The 20,669-nt window shown below is 58.5% G+C and carries 20 protein-coding genes; 11 read left to right on the forward strand and 9 right to left on the reverse strand.

Annotated features, from left to right (window positions below; translation table 11 throughout):
* Positions 1–48 precede the first annotated feature (48 nt).
* From HHJ16_RS14140 to HHJ16_RS14150, 3 genes are read left to right on the forward strand one after another with little or no spacing between them, the layout of a single operon-like run.
* Entirely contained in the window at positions 49–924 is an 876-nt protein-coding gene (locus tag HHJ16_RS14140; RefSeq protein ID WP_296901585.1) for a branched-chain amino acid ABC transporter permease, read from the forward strand.
* Positions 925–926: 2 nt separating this feature from the next.
* Positions 927–2,867 carry a branched-chain amino acid ABC transporter ATP-binding protein/permease gene (locus HHJ16_RS14145; RefSeq protein ID WP_296901586.1) on the forward strand — a complete coding sequence of 647 codons (1,941 nt, stop codon included), beginning with the start codon at positions 927–929 and terminating at the stop codon, positions 2,865–2,867.
* Between the two features lie 18 nt (positions 2,868–2,885).
* Positions 2,886–3,608 (forward strand): ABC transporter ATP-binding protein, encoded by a 723-nt coding sequence (locus tag HHJ16_RS14150; protein WP_296901588.1) that lies wholly within the window; start codon positions 2,886–2,888, stop codon positions 3,606–3,608.
* A 27-nt stretch (positions 3,609–3,635) separates the two neighbouring features.
* On the opposite strand, the gene HHJ16_RS14155 is transcribed toward HHJ16_RS14150, so the two are convergent.
* A complete protein-coding gene (locus tag HHJ16_RS14155) occupies positions 3,636–4,559 on the reverse strand; it encodes a PPK2 family polyphosphate kinase (protein WP_296901590.1) in 924 nt (307 codons plus the stop codon).
* 211 nt (positions 4,560–4,770) lie between these two features.
* Here HHJ16_RS14155 and HHJ16_RS14160 point away from each other — a divergent pair, with 211 nt between their 5' ends.
* Together HHJ16_RS14160 and cqsA are read left to right on the forward strand one after the other, a co-directional pair.
* Positions 4,771–5,214: a rhodanese-like domain-containing protein gene (locus HHJ16_RS14160; RefSeq protein ID WP_296901592.1), complete on the forward strand. Its 444-nt coding sequence runs from the start codon at positions 4,771–4,773 to the stop codon at positions 5,212–5,214.
* A 158-nt stretch (positions 5,215–5,372) separates the two neighbouring features.
* Positions 5,373–6,629 carry an alpha-hydroxyketone-type quorum-sensing autoinducer synthase gene (gene cqsA, locus HHJ16_RS14165; protein WP_296901594.1) on the forward strand — a complete coding sequence of 419 codons (1,257 nt, stop codon included), beginning with the start codon at positions 5,373–5,375 and terminating at the stop codon, positions 6,627–6,629.
* Here the strand turns inward: cqsA and HHJ16_RS14170 are convergent.
* A complete protein-coding gene (locus tag HHJ16_RS14170; protein ID WP_296901596.1) occupies positions 6,626–7,627 on the reverse strand; it encodes a response regulator in 1,002 nt (333 codons plus the stop codon). The genes cqsA and HHJ16_RS14170 overlap by 4 nt on opposite strands.
* Before the next feature lie 15 nt (positions 7,628–7,642).
* Positions 7,643–8,641 carry a HAMP domain-containing sensor histidine kinase gene (locus HHJ16_RS14175; RefSeq protein ID WP_296901598.1) on the reverse strand — a complete coding sequence of 333 codons (999 nt, stop codon included), beginning with the start codon at positions 8,639–8,641 and terminating at the stop codon, positions 7,643–7,645.
* A gap of 400 nt (positions 8,642–9,041) precedes the next feature.
* Between HHJ16_RS14175 and HHJ16_RS14180 the strand changes: the two genes are divergently transcribed.
* The 3 genes from HHJ16_RS14180 to HHJ16_RS14190 all read left to right on the forward strand — a co-directional run bounded on the left by HHJ16_RS14180 (position 9,042) and on the right by HHJ16_RS14190 (position 11,094).
* Positions 9,042–9,710 (forward strand): LuxR family transcriptional regulator, encoded by a 669-nt coding sequence (locus HHJ16_RS14180; protein ID WP_296901600.1) that lies wholly within the window; start codon positions 9,042–9,044, stop codon positions 9,708–9,710.
* Positions 9,711–9,799: 89 nt separating this feature from the next.
* A complete protein-coding gene (locus HHJ16_RS14185; protein WP_296901602.1) occupies positions 9,800–10,570 on the forward strand; it encodes a type III pantothenate kinase in 771 nt (256 codons plus the stop codon).
* A gap of 269 nt (positions 10,571–10,839) precedes the next feature.
* Positions 10,840–11,094, forward strand: a complete 255-nt coding sequence (locus tag HHJ16_RS14190; protein WP_296901603.1) for an acyl-CoA-binding protein — start codon at positions 10,840–10,842, stop codon at positions 11,092–11,094.
* A gap of 50 nt (positions 11,095–11,144) precedes the next feature.
* Here HHJ16_RS14190 and HHJ16_RS14195 read toward each other — a convergent pair whose 3' ends face one another.
* The 5 genes from HHJ16_RS14195 to HHJ16_RS14215 all read right to left on the reverse strand — a co-directional run bounded on the left by HHJ16_RS14195 (position 11,145) and on the right by HHJ16_RS14215 (position 16,980).
* Positions 11,145–12,362 carry a CaiB/BaiF CoA-transferase family protein gene (locus tag HHJ16_RS14195; protein WP_296901605.1) on the reverse strand — a complete coding sequence of 406 codons (1,218 nt, stop codon included), beginning with the start codon at positions 12,360–12,362 and terminating at the stop codon, positions 11,145–11,147.
* Between the two features lie 4 nt (positions 12,363–12,366).
* Positions 12,367–12,690 (reverse strand): polyhydroxyalkanoic acid system family protein, encoded by a 324-nt coding sequence (locus HHJ16_RS14200; protein ID WP_296901607.1) that lies wholly within the window; start codon positions 12,688–12,690, stop codon positions 12,367–12,369.
* Positions 12,683–13,795, reverse strand: a complete 1,113-nt coding sequence (locus HHJ16_RS14205; RefSeq protein ID WP_296901609.1) for an aminopeptidase — start codon at positions 13,793–13,795, stop codon at positions 12,683–12,685. Before HHJ16_RS14205 ends, HHJ16_RS14200 begins: the two co-directional genes overlap by 8 nt.
* Positions 13,792–15,927, reverse strand: a complete 2,136-nt coding sequence (locus HHJ16_RS14210) for a molybdopterin oxidoreductase family protein (RefSeq protein WP_296901611.1) — start codon at positions 15,925–15,927, stop codon at positions 13,792–13,794. Before HHJ16_RS14210 ends, HHJ16_RS14205 begins: the two co-directional genes overlap by 4 nt.
* 126 nt (positions 15,928–16,053) lie before the next feature.
* Positions 16,054–16,980, reverse strand: a complete 927-nt coding sequence (locus HHJ16_RS14215; RefSeq protein WP_296901612.1) for a LysR family transcriptional regulator — start codon at positions 16,978–16,980, stop codon at positions 16,054–16,056.
* 206 nt (positions 16,981–17,186) lie between these two features.
* Between HHJ16_RS14215 and HHJ16_RS14220 the strand changes: the two genes are divergently transcribed.
* On the forward strand, positions 17,187–17,474 hold the full coding sequence (locus tag HHJ16_RS14220; RefSeq protein WP_296901613.1) for a DUF4148 domain-containing protein: 288 nt from the start codon (positions 17,187–17,189) through the stop codon (positions 17,472–17,474).
* Between the two features lie 54 nt (positions 17,475–17,528).
* On the opposite strand, the gene argE is transcribed toward HHJ16_RS14220, so the two are convergent.
* Complete coding sequence (gene argE / locus HHJ16_RS14225; protein WP_296901614.1) at positions 17,529–18,716, reverse strand: acetylornithine deacetylase; 1,188 nt, start codon at positions 18,714–18,716, stop codon at positions 17,529–17,531.
* Positions 18,717–18,812: 96 nt separating this feature from the next.
* Between argE and HHJ16_RS14230 the strand changes: the two genes are divergently transcribed.
* Both HHJ16_RS14230 and HHJ16_RS14235 read left to right on the forward strand, forming a co-directional pair.
* A complete protein-coding gene (locus HHJ16_RS14230; protein ID WP_296901616.1) occupies positions 18,813–19,688 on the forward strand; it encodes a decaprenyl-phosphate phosphoribosyltransferase in 876 nt (291 codons plus the stop codon).
* Positions 19,685–20,653: a lysylphosphatidylglycerol synthase transmembrane domain-containing protein gene (locus HHJ16_RS14235; RefSeq protein ID WP_296901618.1), complete on the forward strand. Its 969-nt coding sequence runs from the start codon at positions 19,685–19,687 to the stop codon at positions 20,651–20,653. The genes HHJ16_RS14230 and HHJ16_RS14235 overlap by 4 nt, the downstream gene beginning before the upstream one ends.
* Positions 20,654–20,669 lie beyond the last annotated feature (16 nt).

A 20,669-nucleotide genomic window follows, 5' to 3' on the forward strand; every position in this document is an offset into this window, starting at 1 on the left:
GCTTTTTTTATGTGCTGAGCCTCCGGGCCATTTCTTGGAAATGTATGTATGGAAATCCTGCTTCAACTTGTCTACAGCGGCGTTGCACTGGGGATGATCTACGCGGTCATCGCATTCGGTTACCAGCTGACCTTTCAGACATCAGATACCCTTAATTTCGGCCAGGGCGACGCCCTCATGCTGGGCGCCATGGTCGGTTTGACCTTGGTCAATCTCGGCGTAAATTACTGGTTGATGATTCCGCTGGTGATTGTGTTTGGGTTGTTGCAGGGGGGATTGGTCGAGCGTATCGGCGTGCGCCCCGCCATCAAAATCAAAAGCGAGTTCGGCTGGATCATGTCGACCATCGCGCTGGGCATTATTTTCAAGAACGTGGCGGAGAACATCTGGGGACGGGATGATCTCAAGTTCCCTTCGCCGCTTTCCGAATCTCCCATCAAAGTCTTCGGTGCCAACGTACTCCCCATGGAGATCCTCGTGGTGGTGGGTGCCGTGCTGATGATGTTGGCCGTAGAATTTTTTAACCGCAAGACGATTTACGGAAAGGCGGTCGTGGCCACCTTTAATGACCGCGATGCCGCCAAACTGATGGGCATCAACACCGGCCTGGTCATCACGTTTTCCTACGCGCTTTCTTCCGCCACCGCTGCATTTGCGGGCGTGCTTATCGCGCCGTTAACCCTGACGGGTGCCACCATGGGCGCAGTCCTGGGGCTCAAGGCCTTTGCGGTCGCCATTATTGGCGGCCTGACCAGTGGCATGGGCATTATTGTGGGCGGCATTATTCTGGGCGTCGCTGAAACCACCACCGGTTTCTACATTTCGACTGGCTACAAGGACGTCCCCGGACTGGTCCTGCTGCTCCTGGTGCTGGCCTTCAAACCCGCTGGCCTGTTTGGCAAATCCGCGATCAAGAAAGTCTGAAGATGAACCGCAAGTCTCTTTTTGCAGCGGTGATCGGCCTCGCCTTGCTGGCCGCTGTGCCCTTGTTTACCGGCAATCCCTATTACATCCACATGGTCGGCACCATCATGATCTACGCGATCCTGCTGTTCGGTCTGGACATCGTGGTCGGCTATACCGGTCAGGTATCGCTTGGCCACGCTGGCCTGTTTGGTGTCGGGTCGTATACGGCCGGCGTGCTGTTCATGAAGCTGGGAGCGCCGCTGTGGGCAATCGTCCCTGCCAGCATCGCCGTGACTGCACTCTTTGGCGCCGTGTTGGCCTTGCCCGCACTGCGCGTCACCGGTCCTTATCTGGCGATGGTCACACTGGCGTTTGGCACCATCATCCAGATCCTGATTAACGAGATGACCTTTCTAACCGAAGGTCCGATGGGCATCAAGATTCCCAAGCCTTCCATCGCCGGGCACCAGCTGAATGAAAATGGGTTTTACTGGCTGGTATTTGGGCTGATGGTGATTTCGCTGGTGGTGGTGCACCGCATTCTACGGTCGCAAATCGGTCGGGCGTTCGAAGCCTTGCGGGGTAGTCCGGTGGCCTCGGACTGCATGGGCGTATCGGTCTACCGCTACAAGGTTTACGCATTTGTGATCAGCGCAGGTTTCGCCGGACTGGCGGGCTGCCTTTATGCGTATTCGGAGCAGTACATCTCGCCCAATACCTACAACTTCGAGTTGACGGTACTGTTTTTGCTCGCCGTCATCATGGGTGGCCGCAAGACGCGCTCCGGTGCTTTGCTGGGGGCGGCCATCATCGTGATTTTACCCAAGCTGTTGGACGACCTGGAGTTGTTTCGCATCGTGGCGACGGTGCTGGCCACGCTAATTACCGTGGGTGCGTTGGTCGGTATTGTCAAAAAATTGACCACGCCAAAAGCGATGGCGATTCCGGTGGTGGGCACGATCGCTCTGGCGGGATTTGCGTTCTGGCTGGAGTCCATTACCGACTGGCGACTGAGTATTTTTGGTCTGATGATTCTTTTCGTCGTGTATTACCTGCAGGACGGAATTGTTGGATTTGTCAAAAACCTGTTGCATATACGCAAGCCGGTGTTCTTGAATGCGGCTGTCACCGCGAGCGTCCCTTCCGGGCAAGACTCGGTCATGGTCGCGGCCAGCGCGGGTGACCGCGAAGCAGGCAGCGATCTGTTGATTGCACAGGGCATACTGATGCAGTTCGGTGGCCTCAAAGCGATTAATCAGGTCGACCTGCGCGTCAAGCGTGGCACCATTCACGGCCTGATCGGTCCCAATGGATCTGGCAAAAGCACCATGATGAATGTGCTGACGGGCATTTATGTACCGACCGCCGGTGATATTAATTTTGCAGGCCGGCCTGTGGTGGGTCGCACCTCCTCGGACATTGCGTTGTCAGGCATTGCCCGAACCTTCCAGAATGTGCAGTTGTTCGGTGAAATGACCGCACTGCAAAATATTCAGGTGGGTTTGCACCACACGTTCAATAGCAACATCCTCGACGTGTCGCTGCACACGCCGCGTTACAAGCGCGAAGAAAAAGCAGCGACCGCGCGCGGCCTCGGCCTGCTTAGCTTTGTGGGCCTGGGTGATCTGGCTACCGAAGAGGCGCGTAATCTGCCTTACGGTAAACAGCGTCTGCTGGAAATCGCACGCGCACTGGCGCTTGATCCGCAGTTGCTGCTGCTGGACGAGCCCGCTGCCGGACTAACCGCACCCGACATCAAAGAGTTGGTCGCCATCATCCGCAAGATCCGCGACCATGGCATCACCGTGATCCTGATCGAACACCACATGGATGTGGTGATGAGCATGTGCGATACGGTGTCGGTGCTGGACTTTGGGCAGAAGATCGCCGAGGGCAAACCAGCCGACGTGCAGGCCAACCCGAAAGTGATCGAGGCTTACCTCGGTGGCTCGGCCGCCTAAGCAAAAAGGGAATTCACCATGTTGAGTATCAAAAACCTAGAAGCGGGTTACGGCAAGGTTCAAGTCCTGCACGGCATCTCGTTGGACGTGCCAAAAGGCAAAGTAGTCACGCTGATTGGCTCCAACGGCGCCGGCAAAACCACCACCATGCGCGCTATTTCTGGAATGATCAAGCCCACCGCAGGCGAAATCAGTCTGCACGGCAAGCGTGTGGATGGCCTGGAGTCTTACACCATCGCCAAGCAGGGCCTGGCCCACTCGCCCGAGGGTCGCCGCGTGTTTGCCACCATGACGGTGACCGACAACCTGCTTTTGGGCGCGTTTCCGCGCTTGACCGGTAGCCGCCCCAAAGGGGATGTGCCGGGCGACCTGGAGCGAGCCATGGACCTGTTTCCCCGACTGAAGGAGCGTCGCCTGCAGTTGGCGGGAACCCTTTCCGGGGGCGAGCAACAAATGCTCGCCATGGCGCGTGCCGTGATGTTGAATCCCGAAATAGTCCTGCTGGACGAGCCCTCCATGGGTTTGGCCCCCATCTTGGTGGAGGAGGTTTTTCGCATCATTGGCGACCTGAAGGCGCGGGGCGTCACCATGCTGCTGGTCGAACAGTTTGCCGCTGCAGCCTTAAAGGTGGCCGATTACGGCTACGTGCTGGAAAACGGACGCATCTCGGTGCACGGCGAAGCCGCTAGCCTTCGCGACGATCCGGCTGTCAAAGCGGCTTACCTGGGCGGCGGGCACTGAGGCTTGCCGGTCGCGGTGGGCGGCTCGTCAGGTGATCTTGATGTCCTTTAGCGCGGGGTCGCCAGGCGGGTAACGCAAATCGAGCTGCTGCAGCGTGCTGCGTACGATCGTGGCAATCATTAAATCTCGGTGGTTCTTGGAGTTTGCGGGTACTACAGTCCAAGGCGCCCAGGAGGTGCTGGTGGCGTTGAGCAGACCTTCATAGGCTTTCTGATACTGCTTCCACTGTTTGCGCGCTTCCAGATCGCCCATGTTGAATTTCCAGTGTTTGGCAGGGTCGTCCAGCCTGGCTTGCAGCCGTTCGCGCTGCTCATCCAGGCTGATGTGCAGCATGAACTTGAGGACCACCGTCCCGGTATCGCTAAGCAGGCGTTCAAAGTCGTTGATGTGCTGATAGCGCTGAACCGTTTGCTCCGGAGTGATCTGGCCATTGACCGACGGCACCAGTACGTCTTCGTAATGGCTGCGGTTGAAGATCATCATTTCGCCCAGACCGGGCATCATCTGGTGAATGCGCCACAGATAATCGTGTGCACGCTCCTCGTCGCTCGGGGCTTTCCAGCCCACGGTGCGCACGCCCAGAGGACTGATGCGGCTAAATACGCCGCGTAGTGTGCCATCCTTGCCAGACGTGTCAGTGCCCTGCAAGATCACCAGCAGTTTGTGGCGCTTGTCGGCATAAAACAAGTTCTGCAGCGCATCGAGTTCCATCGCCAGTGTTTCGACCGCTGCCTTGTCATCTTGCTTGTTGCCAGTCGAAAAAGGCTTGGCGGAGGGATCGAAGTCTGCCAGTGTGCAACCGGTGCGGGTCTTTTTGCTTTTGTCCCCATTGGGGCTTGCATCGGTTTGGGGGGGTTGCCATCGGGCCATGAGGCCAGCCAGCGATTTGAGTTCGGCCTTGGTAGGGCGGGTGTCTGGCAAAGCAGGGCGCGCGATATGGGGTGAGGACATCTGGGGTTCCAGTATTTCTTTTGGGGATCTGCCCGATTTTTACACGCCGTTCGGCGCTGGCGTAGCGTTAATAAACCGATATTTTCCGGCTATGCCGGCGAGGTAATCCAAAAGAATACACTCGATTTCAGGCTTTACCCCCACGCGCCGTTGACCCCGTATAGCTGGGCGCGATTGGGTAATTCAACTTGAAACCCGACAGGTCCTGAGCATGAAAATTGTTTCTTTATCCAATGCGTCCCCTTCACGTCAGATACAGCCCGCGTCAGGCTACGCCGGCGACGTATCGCCGTTATTGGCCTTCGACTGGGTGCAGTCAGGCGAGGCGGTGTTGGTGGATGTGCGTACCGACGCCGAACGCGAATGGGTCGGGCAGGTGCCGGGCGCCGTGCCACTGGCCTGGAAACAATGGCCTGGCATGGCGATAAACCCCGGGTTTGATGTGGGCCTTAAGGCCGCAGTGCCTTCAGGCAAAAAAGTCGTGTTGTTGTGCCGAAGCGGTGTACGTTCGGTCGCTGCGGCCAAACGGGCCAGTGATCTGGGCATGGAGGCCTACAACATTCTTGAGGGCTTTGAAGGCGATGCCGATGAGCAGGGCCAGCGCGGCAATAAAGGCGGCTGGCGCTTTCTCGGACTGCCCTGGAAACAGGGATAAGCCCTGGCCCTAAATGACACTGTTGCCGCACCCGTCTTTGATGGTTTTTGTTTAGGGAAGAGGTGGGGACCAACCCTGTTAGTTCTGACAGGGGTATGAACGCGTAAATTTTTTAGAAAGTTTTCAATAAGGTTGTTTTTTATGAACGGAACAACCTTATGCAAGTACTCGAAAGTCCCCCGAAACTCACAGCCTCAAACTCCCGCAACCCCCACATGTTGCCTCAGTTGCGCGAGCGGTTAGAGAAGCAGTTTATGCCGCATTGGGAAACGCAGTGGGGTGGGAAATGTATTTTGCATGGACGCAGCCCCGGCCCAGAATCGATTCGACTCGACGGCAATGACTACCTTGGCGTATCGGGAAATTTGGATATTGTTCGGGCCCAGATAGGGACGCTGCAGCGTGACAATGAAACCGTGATCCAGTCGGGCGCTTATTTGCTCGATGCACATCCATCGCGCGAACTTGAAGCGTCACTTGCGGCTTGGGTAGGCAAGGAGGACGGTTTTGTCTGCCAGTCAGGCTACTCTGCGAATGTCGGACTGCTGCAGGCGATTGCCGATGAAAAAACTCCTGTTTATCTTGATACGCTGGCCCATACATCATTGTGGGAAGGTGTACGTGCAGCACGCGCTCCGGCGTATCCATTTCGTCACAACGACCCCGCTCATCTTTCCCGCATGATTGCCCGTCACGGTCCCGGCATCGTGGTGGTGGATTCGGTCTACAGCACCACCGGCGCGTTGTGCCCATTGGCTGAAATTGTGGACGTAGTCGAGCAGCATAGTTGCACCATTTTGGTCGATGAGTCGCATTCGCTGGGCACCCACGGCCCGAAAGGAGCGGGACTGTGCGCCGAACTCGGACTGACCGACCGAGTGCACTTTATTACTGCAAGTCTGGCCAAGGCCTTTGCGGGTCGCGCCGGTTTCTTTACAGTTCCGGCTGAGCTGCGTTACTTCGTGCTCCACCACAGCTATCCCAATATTTTCAGTTCCTGCTTGCTGCCGCATGAAATTGCGGGATTGCGAGCCACGTTAGACGTGATTCGCCAAAGCGACGATGCGCGGATCAGACTGCATGCCAACACCCGGCGTCTGCGCGCCAGCTTGTCGGATATGGGATATCCAATCCATCAGGGCAGCGAACAAATCATCGCGCTTGAGGCGGGTACCGAGCCCGACACCATGGTGCTTCGCGACCGGCTGGAAGAACGGCATTTGTTCGGTGCCGTATTTTGCGCACCCGCCACCAGCCGCAATCGTGCAATGGTCCGGTTGACGCTCAATGCTGGACTAACAGCGTCGGAACTGGATCGGGTGGAATGGGTGGCGCGCGAAATTGCACCCCTCGTAAAACCTTGGGACTGGCCTATTGCACGACGCGCCCGCGCGGGCCAGATGGATGCCGGTTAATCCTGCAGACGTCTTTCGCCACAAGCGATCACAAAGCGCTCGTGGCTGTTGGGAAAACCGGGGCTAAAGCTATCGTCGATTTCGAACAAGGCGGCATATAGACGTGTTGGTTCGCCTCCCAGAGCAAACGCCTGATAGGGCTTTGCTGTGTGTTTTTCGCCCAATGCCAGTTGCAGTTCCAGGTCCAGGAGGCTTTTTCCGGTGCGAATATCCTGAACCGTAATAGCATCCCACCCTTGGGTGCTGGCCATTTCAGCTAAGTCTTGAAGGTTTTCAGCCGGCTCCAACTGAACCCAGATCACGCTGCCCTTGGGGCCAAGCGCGAGTATGCCAAATGGGGCGCCGATCACCATGTGCTCTACCCAACCCTCCCTGAGAGTCAGATCTTCCAACGCTTGAGAAATCAAGGGGTCGCACATCAGCGCGTGCTGCTCGCGCGACAGCGTGGCGCGCCAAGTTTGTTGATGGCGCACATCTGAAAAATGCCCCAGGCTCTGAATGGCGTCGATTAGACGCCGGCGAATCTCGGGGGTTTGCTTGGGTATGAACTGTTCGATCAAGCCGCGATTAAAGGCCGACACAGCGAGCTGCTCATCGACACGACCGGTTAGTAAAATTCGCGAACCCGACCACCTCGTCAACTCGCCTAAAACCCGCAGTCCGCTCATGGCCGGCATCGCGTAGTCCACCACAAAGACCCGGGTGAGTGCAAAGCGGGCGGCACCGTCCTCTCGCCAGTATTGGAGGATTTCTGTAATCAGAGAGGCCCCTTCGCGCCAGCGATTGATGATTTCCTGCTGGCGCCAAGCGTCCGCCTCCAGGTGTGGGGTTTCTTGCAGTAGCTGATCAATGCAGGCCACGGGACGCAAAAACAGGCGTACGTACCAGTCTGGCGGCATGACTTCGGCCAGCATTTCTAGATAGTCCCGGTCGTCATCGAGAAAAACTACGCCACCGGGGCGGCGATACAGTGGGAAGGATAGGAGTGTCGGGCTCATGCGGAGTGTCAAAAATTAGCTGTTCGCAACGATTTCCAACCCACTAGGAGGCAGGTCGATCGTAAAAATGGCGCCAACGGCGTATTCGGATTTCACATAAATGTTGCCGCCTGCGCTCTGCACCACTTGCTGGCAAAAAGCCAAACCAAGGCCGTGCCCCGTACCACGGTTGCTGGAGAAAAAAGGTTTGAATATCTGCGGCAGCATCGCGGCGTCAATTCCCATACCAGCATCCGCTACAACGATACGGCCACGCTCCTGCAGCAGACCCACTTCGAGGCGCAAGGCCCCCAGCGGGTATCGGGAGTCCGCCGCCGTTAACGAGTGCAGGGCGTTCTTGATAAGGTTGTCCAGCACCTGTGAAAATTGGGTAGTGGAGGACAGAAAGTTGAAGTCATGATGGATCAACACCTTCACGCACTCTCTTTGACGACTGGAGGGGTAGGGGTAGGCCGCGACCACGTCGTTAACCACCTTGCTTGCCGAAATCAGCTCGGTGTAGCGCGGCAACTGCAACAGTTTGGCATTGGCAATTTGCATGTCAATCTGGTGGTTCATATTGCGTACCAGCGTGTGCAGCCGCGAGGCGAGCTTGTCCAGCTGAAGTGCGCGCGGGTTGTCTGGTTGACGCTCCACTTCGAGCTGGATCGCGTCACCAATCAGAGCCGCCGTCGCAAGCGGTGTTCGCAGCTCGTGGGCCATGATGCCCATGGTCGCGAGGGTGTTGGCCAGATGTTCGAGGCGTAAGTTGGCAGACGACAGTCCTAACAAAAGGGCGGAGCCCCAGCTGAAGCCGATCACCACAACATCAACCGCATTCCCCGCCGCGGTTAAATGCGGTCCATTGGGCATGAGCCAGCTGAACAGACCCCACGCGATCAATGTAGCGCCGACGGTTCCGACCGTAGCAATGCGCCAATCGGTTAAATAGTAATAAATCAAAATCATAGAGCAGACGCTCGCCAGCCAAACCGTCCCACCGGCATTGCAAAAGTACATCCAGCTGAAAAACATAGGGAGCTCGATCCATGTAATCAGAGCGACCAATACTCGAGCTGTCTGATTCGAGAGATCGCGGATCAACGGAGGAAGCATTAAAACTCCGCCCAAGGCGCTCATCAAACCACGTAGCCAAAGATTCTCATAGGTTTGCACCAGCCAGCTCGACCAGATAAATCCGAATAAGGGTTGACCCACTAGCGCTGACAATCCAAGAAGTCGGAGCCGCCAAGGCGTTGGATGCAGAATCGGCTCCAGCGGCGAGTGTGGCGAATACCGCTGCGGGTGCCGTGAAAGCCAGGACAGGAAAGGAGGTGTAGTCAAGTGCGAGATGTTTTTAGTGAAAGTTGCGGCCTGACCGATGATCTATTGGATATTTTGGCTGTATTGTCAGTATTTTGTTTCGAGTGAGCTAATGCAACTACCTGCTAACTTTGACAGTGTCAGCGTTGACGGCATCATGAGTGACTGGCTGCGCGCCCTGCGCGAATTTTCGGTGGAAGCACTCGTGGTTTTAGGCCCGGATCCTTTTGCAGTTCAGGAAAACCGGCTGGTACTGGCCCTGCATCCCCCACGCCTGCTGGATGCTGCAGAAGCACTGGCCAAGAGCCAGGATTTCGGCGCACCCTGGAGGGATTCCGATGCGCCACTTGTGGCCTGGCAGGATATTTCAAAGTCGGCATTTGAGAGTTCAGGTCGCTGGCGCAGGCTCTGGCTTGCACATGGCTATCAGAGCGTGGTCCGGATCGCGTTTCCGCTGACTGCAGGGCGCGCCTTCGAATGCTATCTTTTCAGCCCACGACAATGGCCGGATCGCAGTGAGCCCGCGCTGCTCGCCTGGTCGGCGCTCAACATCTGGCCTTTGCTGAAGCGCGCACTCGCCGAAGCCCGCAGCCCGCTGAGCCCGCGTGAACTCGAATGCCTGAACCTGGCTTTTCAAGGCATGACAGCGCGTGGTAGCGGTGAGGTTCTGCTTTGCAGCGAGCGCACCGTCAATTTTCACTTGGCCAACGCCATGGCTAAATTCAAGGTCGACAATAAACTGGCGGCGATCCAACGCGCTTGCTGGTTTGGCCTGATTTAAGAGCGGCACTGCGAGTGAAGCCGACTGTGGAAAAATCTCTTGGATCTCGGTTTCAGCCCGATTAAAAATCTGTTCATAATTCACCCCAAATGACTTTTCTAGCGCTAGATGTGGGTAACACCCGCTTGAAGTGGGCCCAATACGACACGCCTGCGCCTGGGGCCACCTTGCTGGCTCAAGGCGCAGTGTTTTTGGAGAACATCGACAAACTTGCCGAGGACGAGTGGCGGGCGATGCCCCCGCCGACGCGAATTCTGGGCTGCGTTGTGGCTGGCGATACCATCAAGCAGCGCGTGGCCGAGCAAATGGAACTCTGGGATGTGGCCCCGCGCTGGGTCGTGTCTAGCCCAAAAGAGGCTGGCCTGACCAACGGCTACGACCATCCGGCACGGCTGGGCGCTGACCGCTGGGTGGCCATGATTGGGGCGCACCATCGTCTGCTGGCGCGCGGTCTCCGAAAACCCTGCGTAGTGGTCATGGTGGGAACGGCGGTCACAGTCGAGGCCATCGATGCCTCTGGCAAATTTCTGGGCGGCATTATTTTGCCCGGCCACGGCATCATGTTGCGTGCGCTCGAGTCGGGAACGGCCGGGCTGCACGTGCCGACGGGCGACGTGCGAGATTTCCCAACCAACACGAGCGATGCGCTAACCAGCGGCGGCACCTTTGCCATTGCAGGCGCTGTGCAGCGCATGGTGGAAAATATCACGCGTCATTGCGGCGAAGCGCCCGAATGCATCATGACCGGCGGCGCTGGCTGGAAGATGGCCCCCAGCATGTCGGTGCAGTTCGAGTTGGTGGACAACCTGATTTTTGACGGCTTGCTGGAGATCGCCTCCCTCCGCTTCGCCGCTTCGTGACCGCCGACCAGATACGGTTGGGTCCCTGGCTGCTTGCCAGCGTTTTTAAAAGGCGTGGTCTTCAGACGGTTAACTGGGTAGCAGCTGAGGGGGGGCACTGGCGGTTGCGAGCCCATCGCGGTCAAACTGAACTTCCTCAGTGCAAGTTCTCGCTAGTGCGCGACATTGCTGCCTTGTTGACGGCGGAGTCGCTAAGATACCGGGAAGTTATGCGAGCACGCCTCAGCGGTGTCTCTCTTTGAGTATCAATTCCTAAAAGGAGCACCTCCATGTCCGCACTGAAAACCGCCTTCGACAACGCCATGGCCGATTCCAAGAATCTCAGCGAACGTCCCGACAACGCCACATTGCTGAAAATCTACGCGCTCTACAAACAAGGCAGTACCGGCGACAACACCGAGAAAAAGCCGGGCTTCAGCGACATGGTGGCCAGAGTCAAGTGGGACGCGTGGAGTCATCTGAAGGGCACCTCACAGGACGACGCCATGCAGCAGTACATTGACCTGATAGCGGAGTTGAGCTGACCAATCCGGTTGGCAGAAAATTAATACAAACAGGCTGACGTGCGTAGCACTCAGGCCACAACGCCGCGCTGCCGCAGTGCGCTGATTTGTTCTTCGGTCAGGCCCACCTCGCGCAGCACCGCGTCGGTGTCCTGTCCCAAAGTGGGCGCATTGCGCTGGTGGCTGCCAGGCGTCGTCGACAGCTTGGGCACAAAACCCGGCACAGTCAGGAGCGTGCCATCCTCCATACGAACCTGCTGCAGCATTCCGCGCGCGGCGTAGTGCGGATCGTTGGCAATGTCGGCGATGGTGTAGATTTTTCCGGACGGCACCTCGGCCCGTTCGAGTGCCGCCTGCGCCTCGGCTACTGTCAGACGCCGAGCCCATTGCCCGATCGCCTCATCAAGCTCGATGACTCGGGCGACCCGTCCGGTATTGTGGGCCAGGTCTGCATCTTGGGCCAGGTCCGGTCGACCAATGCACTGCATCAAGCGTTTGAAAATACTGTCGCCGTTGCCAGCAATCAATGCGTAGCCGTCCTGGCAGGGATACGCGTTGGTGGGCGCGATGCCGGGTAGAGCGCTACCCGCCGGACCACGCACCGCGCCAAAAGCGCTGTATTCGGGCAGCAAGCTCTCCATGCAATTGAACACCGCTTCGTACAAGGCCACATCAATCACCTGGCCCACGCCATGCTGGTTGCGGTGATGCAGCGCCATCAATATGCCGATGACACCGTGCAGCGCGGCCAGCGTGTCACCGATGCTCACGCCCACACGCACGGAGACGCGGCCAGGCTCGCCGGTCAGGTAGCGCAGGCCGCTCATGGCTTCGGCCACCACGCCAAACCCTGGCCGGTCGCGATAAGGTCCGGTTTGTCCATAGCCGCTTATACGCAGCAGGATAAGCCGCGGATTGAGCGCCAGCAGGGCATCGGGGCCCAGTCCCCACTCCTCCATAGCGCCAGGCCTGAAGTTTTCAATCAGCACGTCGGCGTCCTGCGCCAGTTTGCGCACGATGTCTTGCGCCTCGCTTTGCCGCAAATCGAGTGCCACCGAACGCTTGTTACGCGACTGCACTTGCCACCAAACCGAGGTGCCATCCTTGAGCAGACGCCATTTTCGCAGTGGGTCACCCGTTCCAGGAGGTTCTATCTTGATGACCTCAGCGCCAAAGTCTGCGAGTGTCTTGGCGGCAAACGGTCCCGCAATCAACTGGCCCAGCTCCACCACCTTCAGACCGGCCAGCGGGCCAGTCGGCGTTGGCGTTGTGGGCGTGGGGGTGTTCATCGGCTTACTGGTCCTCATTTTCTTTTTTGGGGGCAGTGGTTTTTGCAATCAAGGCGTCCAGGTTTTTTTCGACTTCGCTCTCGATCTTGCCCTTGAAGGCGCTGAACAAAAAGCCGAGTTTGGCGTTCAACTCGAAGCGGTCTGGGGTCACGGTCAACGTGCCGTTCACACCGGAGCGGCTAAAACGGACCAAGTCGCTCGTCGGGCCCTCTTCGTAAGTGCAGGTCAGGTTGAATTCCTCCCCCGCCTGTTCGACCCAATTGGAAGCGATTTTGCGCGCTGCTGGTAAGCCAAGTGTGTGTGCCCGTTCAATTTGGATGTCAGCCATTCGGTATCTCCGCGTTCTTTGATGTCAGGGCTTTAAGCGCTTTGTGTCGCTCGTCTTTGGCAACACCGGCCAGCTTCTTCACCGCCTCATAAAACCGCGGCCAGTCCCGGCCCTCCAGCTCAAACAAGGCCTCAAAGTCAGGCACCAATTCATCATAGGCGGCCTGCGCGCCGAACGACGCATTGTTCGCGCCTGCCACCCACAGGTCATAACCCGAATAGCCGCCCCATGACGCCTTGAGTTGGGTGTATTTCTCGCGAAAAGTCTGCATGGCTATTATTTTGAGAGCTGCCAGCGACTGTCCATCATGGGGTGTAGCCTCTTTTTTCTCGTAGATCGCGGTTAATTCCCGGCGTGTGGTCAGTGTCAGTGCCCGGAATTGCTGGCGTCGGCCGTCAAACACAGCGTAGGCGTCTCGGGCCTCGGCGCTGGCTTGACGGTCCAACCAGCGGCGGCTACCCAAGCGCTCGACGGCGGTGGCGTATGACTCGTTGAATAGGGTGTCGTCCGGGGCATACACCACCTGGTGCGCGAGTTCGTGAAAGATCAGTCGGGCCAGCTCACCTTCCGGATAAACGATGAAGGTGTTGAGGAGTGGGTCGCCGCCCGCCCAGTTCATCCAGCCCAGCGTGGAGTACGCGGGCACGCCGTACACGCTGGCCTCGAATCCTTGGCTTCTAAGGAGTTCCGCTTCGGCGCGGGCTTGCGCCTCGTTGAAATAACCGCGGTAGCCAACACAGCCCGCAACCGGAAAGCACCAAGTCTTGAGCGTGAGCGAAAACTCGGGTGCCGCCACCACGTTCCAGACCACTGCGCGTCGGTGTAAATCGGCGTAGCGGTGATAACTCGGGTTGTCAGGCAGCTTGAGTTCGGTCACGGCAAAGCTTCGAATGCGCTGTGTCAGCGCCAATCGAATCTTGAGTTGCGCGGGTGTTTGGGCGTCGGCCAACCAGTCATCGACCGGGCGAGCGGCATGCAGTATCTGCAGATGGCCGTTGACCGATTGCCAGTAATAACCTAAATCGGCGCAGCCCGTCAGGCACAAGGCTGCCAGGCCGGCTGCAAATCCAGTTAATGTCAGGGCCACGGCAGTTGGTTTCTTCACGCGGTTTGCGACTCGGGCTGCATCGCGCTCAGCTGCACCTCCACCAGGCAGTCGTAAAACACCGGCCCCTGGCCCAGGTCGGTCAGATGCTGGCTGGTGAGCTGATTCACATTGGTGCCGTCCAGCCCGAGCTTGCGCCACCAAATGCCCAACCCATTGACCACGCCGAGTCGGGCGCGCGGTGACACCTTTGCCTTGACGAGGTAGTCGCCACGTTGGTTGAATACCTTGACGATGGCGCCGCTGGTGATACCGCGTGCTTTCGCATCCTGCGCGTGAATCTCCAGTACCGGTTCGCCTTCGATGTCACGCAGGCTTTTCACGTTGACAAAGCTGGAGTTGAGAAAGTTGCGCGCGGGGGGCGAGATCAGGGCCAGCGGAAATTGGCGGGACGAACCCACGGTTTCGTAGTTGGGAACATGGTCGGGCAGTCCGTCCAGGCCTCGGGCTTTGAGTCGTTCGCTGAAGAACTCGCATCGACCTGAGGGCGTGGGAAAGTGGCCCTCGGCAAACGGCGCATCGGCCAGTTTCAAGGTTGCAAAGCCCTGGCTCAACAGGGTCTCGAAATCGATCTTGTCGCCATAGACTGCCCGGCACAGCGTCTCGTCGCTGTCGGCGAAGCACGCATCTGTGAAACCCATCTGGGTCGCCAGCTCGCGAAAAATCTGGGTGTTTGGCTTGGCCTGGCCGAGCGGCGCGATGGCCGGACGGTTGAGCAGGGCGTCCGTGTGGCCGTAGGCGCTGTGCACATCCCAATGTTCCAGTTGAGTGGTAGCGGGAAGAATGTAGTCGGCGTAATCGGCGGTATCGGTCTGAAAGTGCTCCAGCACGATGGTGAACAAGTCTTCGCGGGAAAAGCCCCGTACCACCTTGCCGGACTCGGGCGCTACTGCCACCGGGTTGCTGTTGTACACAATCAGCGCTTCGATTTTTGGGCCAAACTGCGGGGAAGTTTCGCGCAGGAGGTCGTCGCCGAGGGTGATCATGTTGAGAGTGCGCGGTTGCCGGCCATTCAGCAGTTCGGGGCGTTGCAGTGCGGCTTTGTCGACCGGAAACAAGCTCGAATTGCTCAACAGCACACCGCCAGCACGGTGCCGCCATGCACCAATCAGCGCCGGTAAACAGGCCACAGCGCGGACGGCGTTGCCGCCCCCCCGGACGCGCTGCATGCCATAGTTCAAGCGAATGGCGGCAGGTTGCTGGTGGACAAGGCATTGGCCGTAGTCGAGTGCGAGCGCTTTAATTTGCTCGACAGGTACACCGCATACCTGGGCGGCGCGCTCCGGGCTCCACTGCAGCGCTCGTTCGCGCAAGGCCTCCCAGCCCAGCGTATGGCGCGCAATGTAGTCACGGTCCAGCCAGTCGTGGGTAATCAACTCGTGCATCAGCGCCAACGCGAGCGCCGCATCGGTTCCCGGCAGCAGGGCAATGTGTTCATGGCATTTTTCCGCCGTCTCGCTCCTGCGGGGATCAATGCAGACGAGCTTGGCGCCGTCGCGTTTGGCCTGCTGTGCATAGCGCCAGAAGTGCAGGTTGCTGCCGATGGAATTACTGCCCCAGATGAGAATGAGTTTGGACTCTGCAAAAAACTCCACGCGCATGCCGACCTTGCCGCCCAAGGTGTGCAGCAAGCCTTCGCCGCCGGCTGTAGAGCAAATCGAACGGTGTAACAACGACGCGCCCAGTCGGTTGAAAAAGCGTCCGGCCATGCTTTCACCCTGCACCTGCCCCATGGTGCCGGCATAGCTATAGGGCGCGATAGCCTCAGGATTGCGTGCCGCGATGGGTTTTAGCCGCGCCGCAATCTCGCTAAGCGCCGTGGCCCAGCTCACAGGCTCGAACTGGCCGCTGCCTTTAGGACCCGAACGCCGGAGCGGCAACAGCAGGCGCTCGGGATGGTAGGTGCGCTCGGCGTAACGCGAGACTTTGTTGCACAGCACGCCGCCCGTCTGCGGATGATCGGGGTTGCCCTGAACCTTGGTGGCCACGCCGTTCTCTACGGTTGTCAGCAGGGAGCAAGTGTCTGGACAGTCGTGGGGACAGGCTCCGCGCACCTGTGTCGGCTTCGACTCAGGCGTCTGACTGGCTTCAAGCGCTGGGGTATCGGGGGCAAGGGAGAAAGTGTGGCTCATGGCTGAACTCTACAGCGGCTGCCCGCGTGGACAGTCGTGATGGCGGAAAACCGGATAAAGCGACAGTCTATCGAGGATGTACTCCACGCCGCAAGACTGCCGTAGCCGCCGGGTTTGCAAAGGCGCTTAGCCTTGAAACGTATCTAATTTCTTGATCACAGCGCGCGTGTATTCGGTCACAAATTCCAGAAATACACTGGTTCGCGCCGGAATGAATTTGCGGCTTGGCAGCGCGACATAAAGCGTATTCCTTCCTGTGATCCAGGGCGACAGAACTCGCTGCAGCTGGCCATTGTTGAGTAGGGTCGCCACCAGATCTATCGACTGGCTGCCAATACCGGCACCGTCGACGCAGGCCCGTATCAGGGTGTCGGTGTGATTAACCAGCAGCGCCGGTTCGATCTGCACTTCCAATTCACGCTTGTCGTCTTCCGGGTTGATCAGGTGCCAGGTGCGGTGCCGATTGGCCGGCAGCTTGATGCGCAAGCAGCGATGATGGACGAGATCTTCGGGCCGTTCAGGAATGCCATGGCGGTTGAGGTAGACCGGCGATGCACACAGGATGCTGTCTGACGAGGCGATCGGACGGGCGACGATGTTGGCGTCAAAGGTGTCGCTGACGCCCAGCAGGGTCAGGTCGTAATCTTCTATGGGCGGCACCAAGGGCGTGTCCACATGAATGTCGAGCACCACTTTGGGATAGCGCCGTCCGAATTCAGCCACCAGCGGTGCCAGCACATGCACGCCAAAGATCGGGGGCGTCAGGATGCGGATGACACCCGACATTTCTTGAACGTGTGCCTGTGCCGCCGCATGCGCGTCGTCGATGTCGTTAAGAATGTGGCGCACGCGGGTTAGGTAGACCTCGCCAGCATCGGTCAGGGACAGGCGGCGGGTGGTCCGCTGCAGTAGCCGCACGCCCAGGTGGCTCTCCAGATCGCTTACCAGGCGAGTCACCACGGCGGCGGAGATGTCAAATTTTCGCGCTGCGGCAGCAAAGCTCCCGTCGTCCACTACCTGCTGAAACACGCGCATAGATTGAAGTCGGTCCATGGTGTCTTCCTGGTTATGGTGGCCATTGTTGCTGTTTTAACATCAATTTATTGTTCTTTGTGCACTTTTTCTATCTATTTCAGAGGAATACAGTCGATCTATCGATGAGCCAGAGCCTTATAAGGCGACTCACCGAGGCTGGACAGACAGGATGATGAGTCCGCCATGCCCGGAATGTCACATTAACTTCAAGAGGAATATCCATCATGAAATCAAAATTTATCGCAGCCGCTGTTGTGGCGGTTGGTGCCATGACTTGCATGGCTGCATCGGCTGACACCTTTAATTCTTACCTGTTTGACCAGATGAAGGCTCCGGTGACTAAAACCCGTGCGGAAGTCAGAGCCGAAGTTCTCCAGGCCCAGCCGGGCGTCACTTCAGGCTCAGCGTACAACGGAGCGGTAGCCCAGCAAAAGCTGGTCACTCCCAACGCAGAAAAGGCGGGCACAGCGCCCGTGGCCGGTGTTGGGTTTGCAAAACCCCGTCAGCAGTAAGCGGCGTGACGCGTCCCGCCCAGCACTTGGTGCCACGCGGGAAGTAGCCTTGGGTTAGGCAAGATTCCGCGTCGCCACCAACCCGTGCATGAAGGCTTGGCAACGCGCCAATTGCTCAAGGCTCACAAATTCATCCGGCTGGTGGGCCTGGTTAATGCTGCCCGGGCCGCACACCACAGTGGGAATGCCGGCGCTTTGAAATAATCCCGCCTCTGTGCCAAACGCCACCAGCGTGGTGTGGTCGGCCCCCGCGAGGCGTTGCGCCAACTGGCTCACGGCATCCTTCGATGAACCCAGAAAAGCGGGTACTTCACAAAGCGTTTCAAAGCTGAATCCCGATTCTGGCGCTATCTTTTTCATGGCTGGTTGTGTGCGTTCAGCAAAGGCCAGGACCTCTTTTTGCATTGAAAGGGCGTCGGCGTTCGGCAGATTGCGGAATTCATAGCGGAACTCAGCGTCGCGCGGCACCACGTTGTCGGCGATGCCGCCATGGAATTGCCCGACGCTGGCCGTGCTGAAGGGAACATCAAACCCTTCGTAGCGGGGTTCGTTGGCCTCAAAGCCTTCGGCCATGTCGCGTAACTTGCCTATGACGCGCGCTGCCATCTCGATCGCATTGACCGATTGCGGGGTGAGCGACGAGTGCGCCTCTTTGCCGCGCACACAGCATTTGTAGCGATACACGCCTTTGTGGGCGGTGGCGGGCAGCATGCTGGTGGGCTCACCCACGATGCAGGCCAGTGGTGCAATACCCGCATCCTTCAGGTCCGCAATCAGCTCCTTCACGCCCATGCAACCGACTTCTTCGTCGTAGCTCAAGGCCAAATGAACCGCAAAAGGCGCTGCGCTGTTTAGAAAATCAGCGGCGTGCGCCAACGCCATGCCGATAAACCCTTTCATGTCGCAGCTGCCGCGCCCGTACAGCTTGCCGTCCCGGACGATGGCCGACAGGGGATCGAGTGTCCAGTCTTGCCCATCCCAAGGCACCGTATCGGTATGCCCCGAGAGAATGACGCCCGCTGATTTGCCTTCGCCCAAAGTCGCAAACAGATTGGCTTTGGTTTTGTCAGCGTTGGTGGTGATACGGCTGGCTACTCCAAGGTGCTGAAGCTCGTCGCGCACGAAATGGATCAGCGCCAGGTTGGAGTTGTGGCTGACCGTGTTCATCCGCACCAGCGTTTGAATCAGTTGCAGCGCACGCTGAGAAACTTGCGGGAGGGGAGAGGGGAATGCTAGAGCCATGGTGTTATTTTGGCTCGGTTCGGGAATTTCTGTCGGGAGCGCAGTCAGTTATGCTTCAACGTTGCATTCAGACCGAATGCTCTCCCTACTCTCTTGATGCTTTCATTGCCTCCGTTCTTGCTCGCGTTGATCCGGCTAATCCAGTTGATGCGGCCGCACCAGTGGCTGAAGAACGCGTTTGTATTTGCGGGCCTGGTGTTCAGCCAGTCCTTGCACGATGGGCCGCTGGTACTGCGTGTTTTTTATACCTTTGCCGCGTTTTGTTGCTTCTCCAGCATGGTGTACATCCTTAATGACTGGTACGACCGCGACAGTGACGCGTTGCACCCCACCAAACGCAACCGACCTTTAGCCAGCGGAGCGGTATCGGCGCCGGCGGCCTTGATTTTGGCCGGATTGCTGCTGGTTGCAGGCGTCTTGCTGGCCGCGAACAATGCTATTTTGCTGGGGTTGCTGGGCGCCTATGCATTGATCAACGTGGCCTATTCCTGGCGGCTCAAACAGGTGCCGGTAGTCGATGTGTCAATTATTGCGGCGGGATTTATGCTTCGGTTGTTGGCAGGCACTTTGGCCGTCGGGATTCCGCCTTCGCGTTGGCTATTGCTCACCGGGATTTTCTTGACGCTGTTCCTCGGCTTTTGCAAACGCAAGGCCGAGAGTTTTCAAGACGAGGCCAGCCAACGCGCTGTGCTGGCGCACTACCCGGCCGCGCTGCTCGACACTTTCATCGCCGTGACCATGACCGCCACGCTGACGACCTACAGCTTGTTTGCGACCACCCCGGAGGCGCAGCTTCAACATGGTGAGCGCCTGCTCTACACCGTACCTGTGGTGATTTTTGGCATGCTGCGCTACACCTACCAGGTGCATAGCGGGCGCGGTGAAGACGTGGCGCGGGACCTGGTGCGGGACCCGTGGATTCTGGCAGCCGGCGCGCTGTGGCTGGCAATCTTTCTGGGTCACTGGCTGTGACTCGAAACACCGGGCCGCAAGCGGGCTCTTTTCCAGTCAAGTTGCCGGTCAAGCTGCCGATTAAAAAACTGTTGCTTGTGCTGGGCCTGGTGGCCACAGCTTACGCGGCGGCGCTGCTGATCTGGGGCGACAGCCCCAAGATCTCGCTGGTCCGCTTATGGTCTTGGGCCGGCTTGCAGGCGGCCGTCTTGTGCCTGCTTAATTATTTGCTGCGGGGAATCCGCTGGCGCTTGTGGATGGCGCACTATGGGCGCCATTTCGGCTGGCTCGAAGGCCTTCGCCTGTATCTGGCAGGCTATGCGTTCACGCCCACGCCGGGCAATGTTGGCGAGGCAGTAAGAGGCCTGATGTTGGCGCGCAACCCCTTGGGTGCCAGGCAAAGCCTGGCGATCTTCGGTGCCGAGCGCTTGGCCGATCTGCTGTGCCTGCTGCTGCTGTGCCTGCCCGCCGCGGGATGGGCGCTGGCGCAGAGCGCAATGCAGCCGGCACCCTCCTGGTTAGTCGGGCTGGTCGTGGCCGTGCTACTGGTCGCCGCGATAGTGCTGGGTGGGCTGGCCAAGTACCGACGTGTGCTGCTGCAGCGGTTTGCCTGGCTGCAAGAGGCCTGGCATTGCCTGGCCGTGCGTCCGCTGGTCTGGTTCGCGCTGACGCTGAGCGCCTGGGTCGTGCAGGGAATCGCGGTCTGGTTGATCTGCACCCATATGAGCGTGTCTTTAGGTGTCGCCACAGCGGTGGGCTTTTACGCGGTGGCCATGGTGGCCGGCGCGTTATCGGCCTTGCCCGCCGGGCTGGGCGGCACCGAGGCCGTCCTCACCGGTTTGCTGGTGGCGCAGAGCGCGACGCCCGGCCAGGCGCTGACCATCACCGTACTCGTCCGGCTGCTTACCTTGTGGCTGGCGGTCGCTATCGGGGTGATGGCCTTGCTTTATAGTGCGGCCATTCGCAAAGACATCAGTTTTCGCTAGACCCTGCCGACTGCCT

Source organism: Polaromonas sp. (genome assembly GCF_012927485.1).
Lineage (GTDB): Bacteria > Pseudomonadota > Gammaproteobacteria > Burkholderiales > Burkholderiaceae_C > Polaromonas.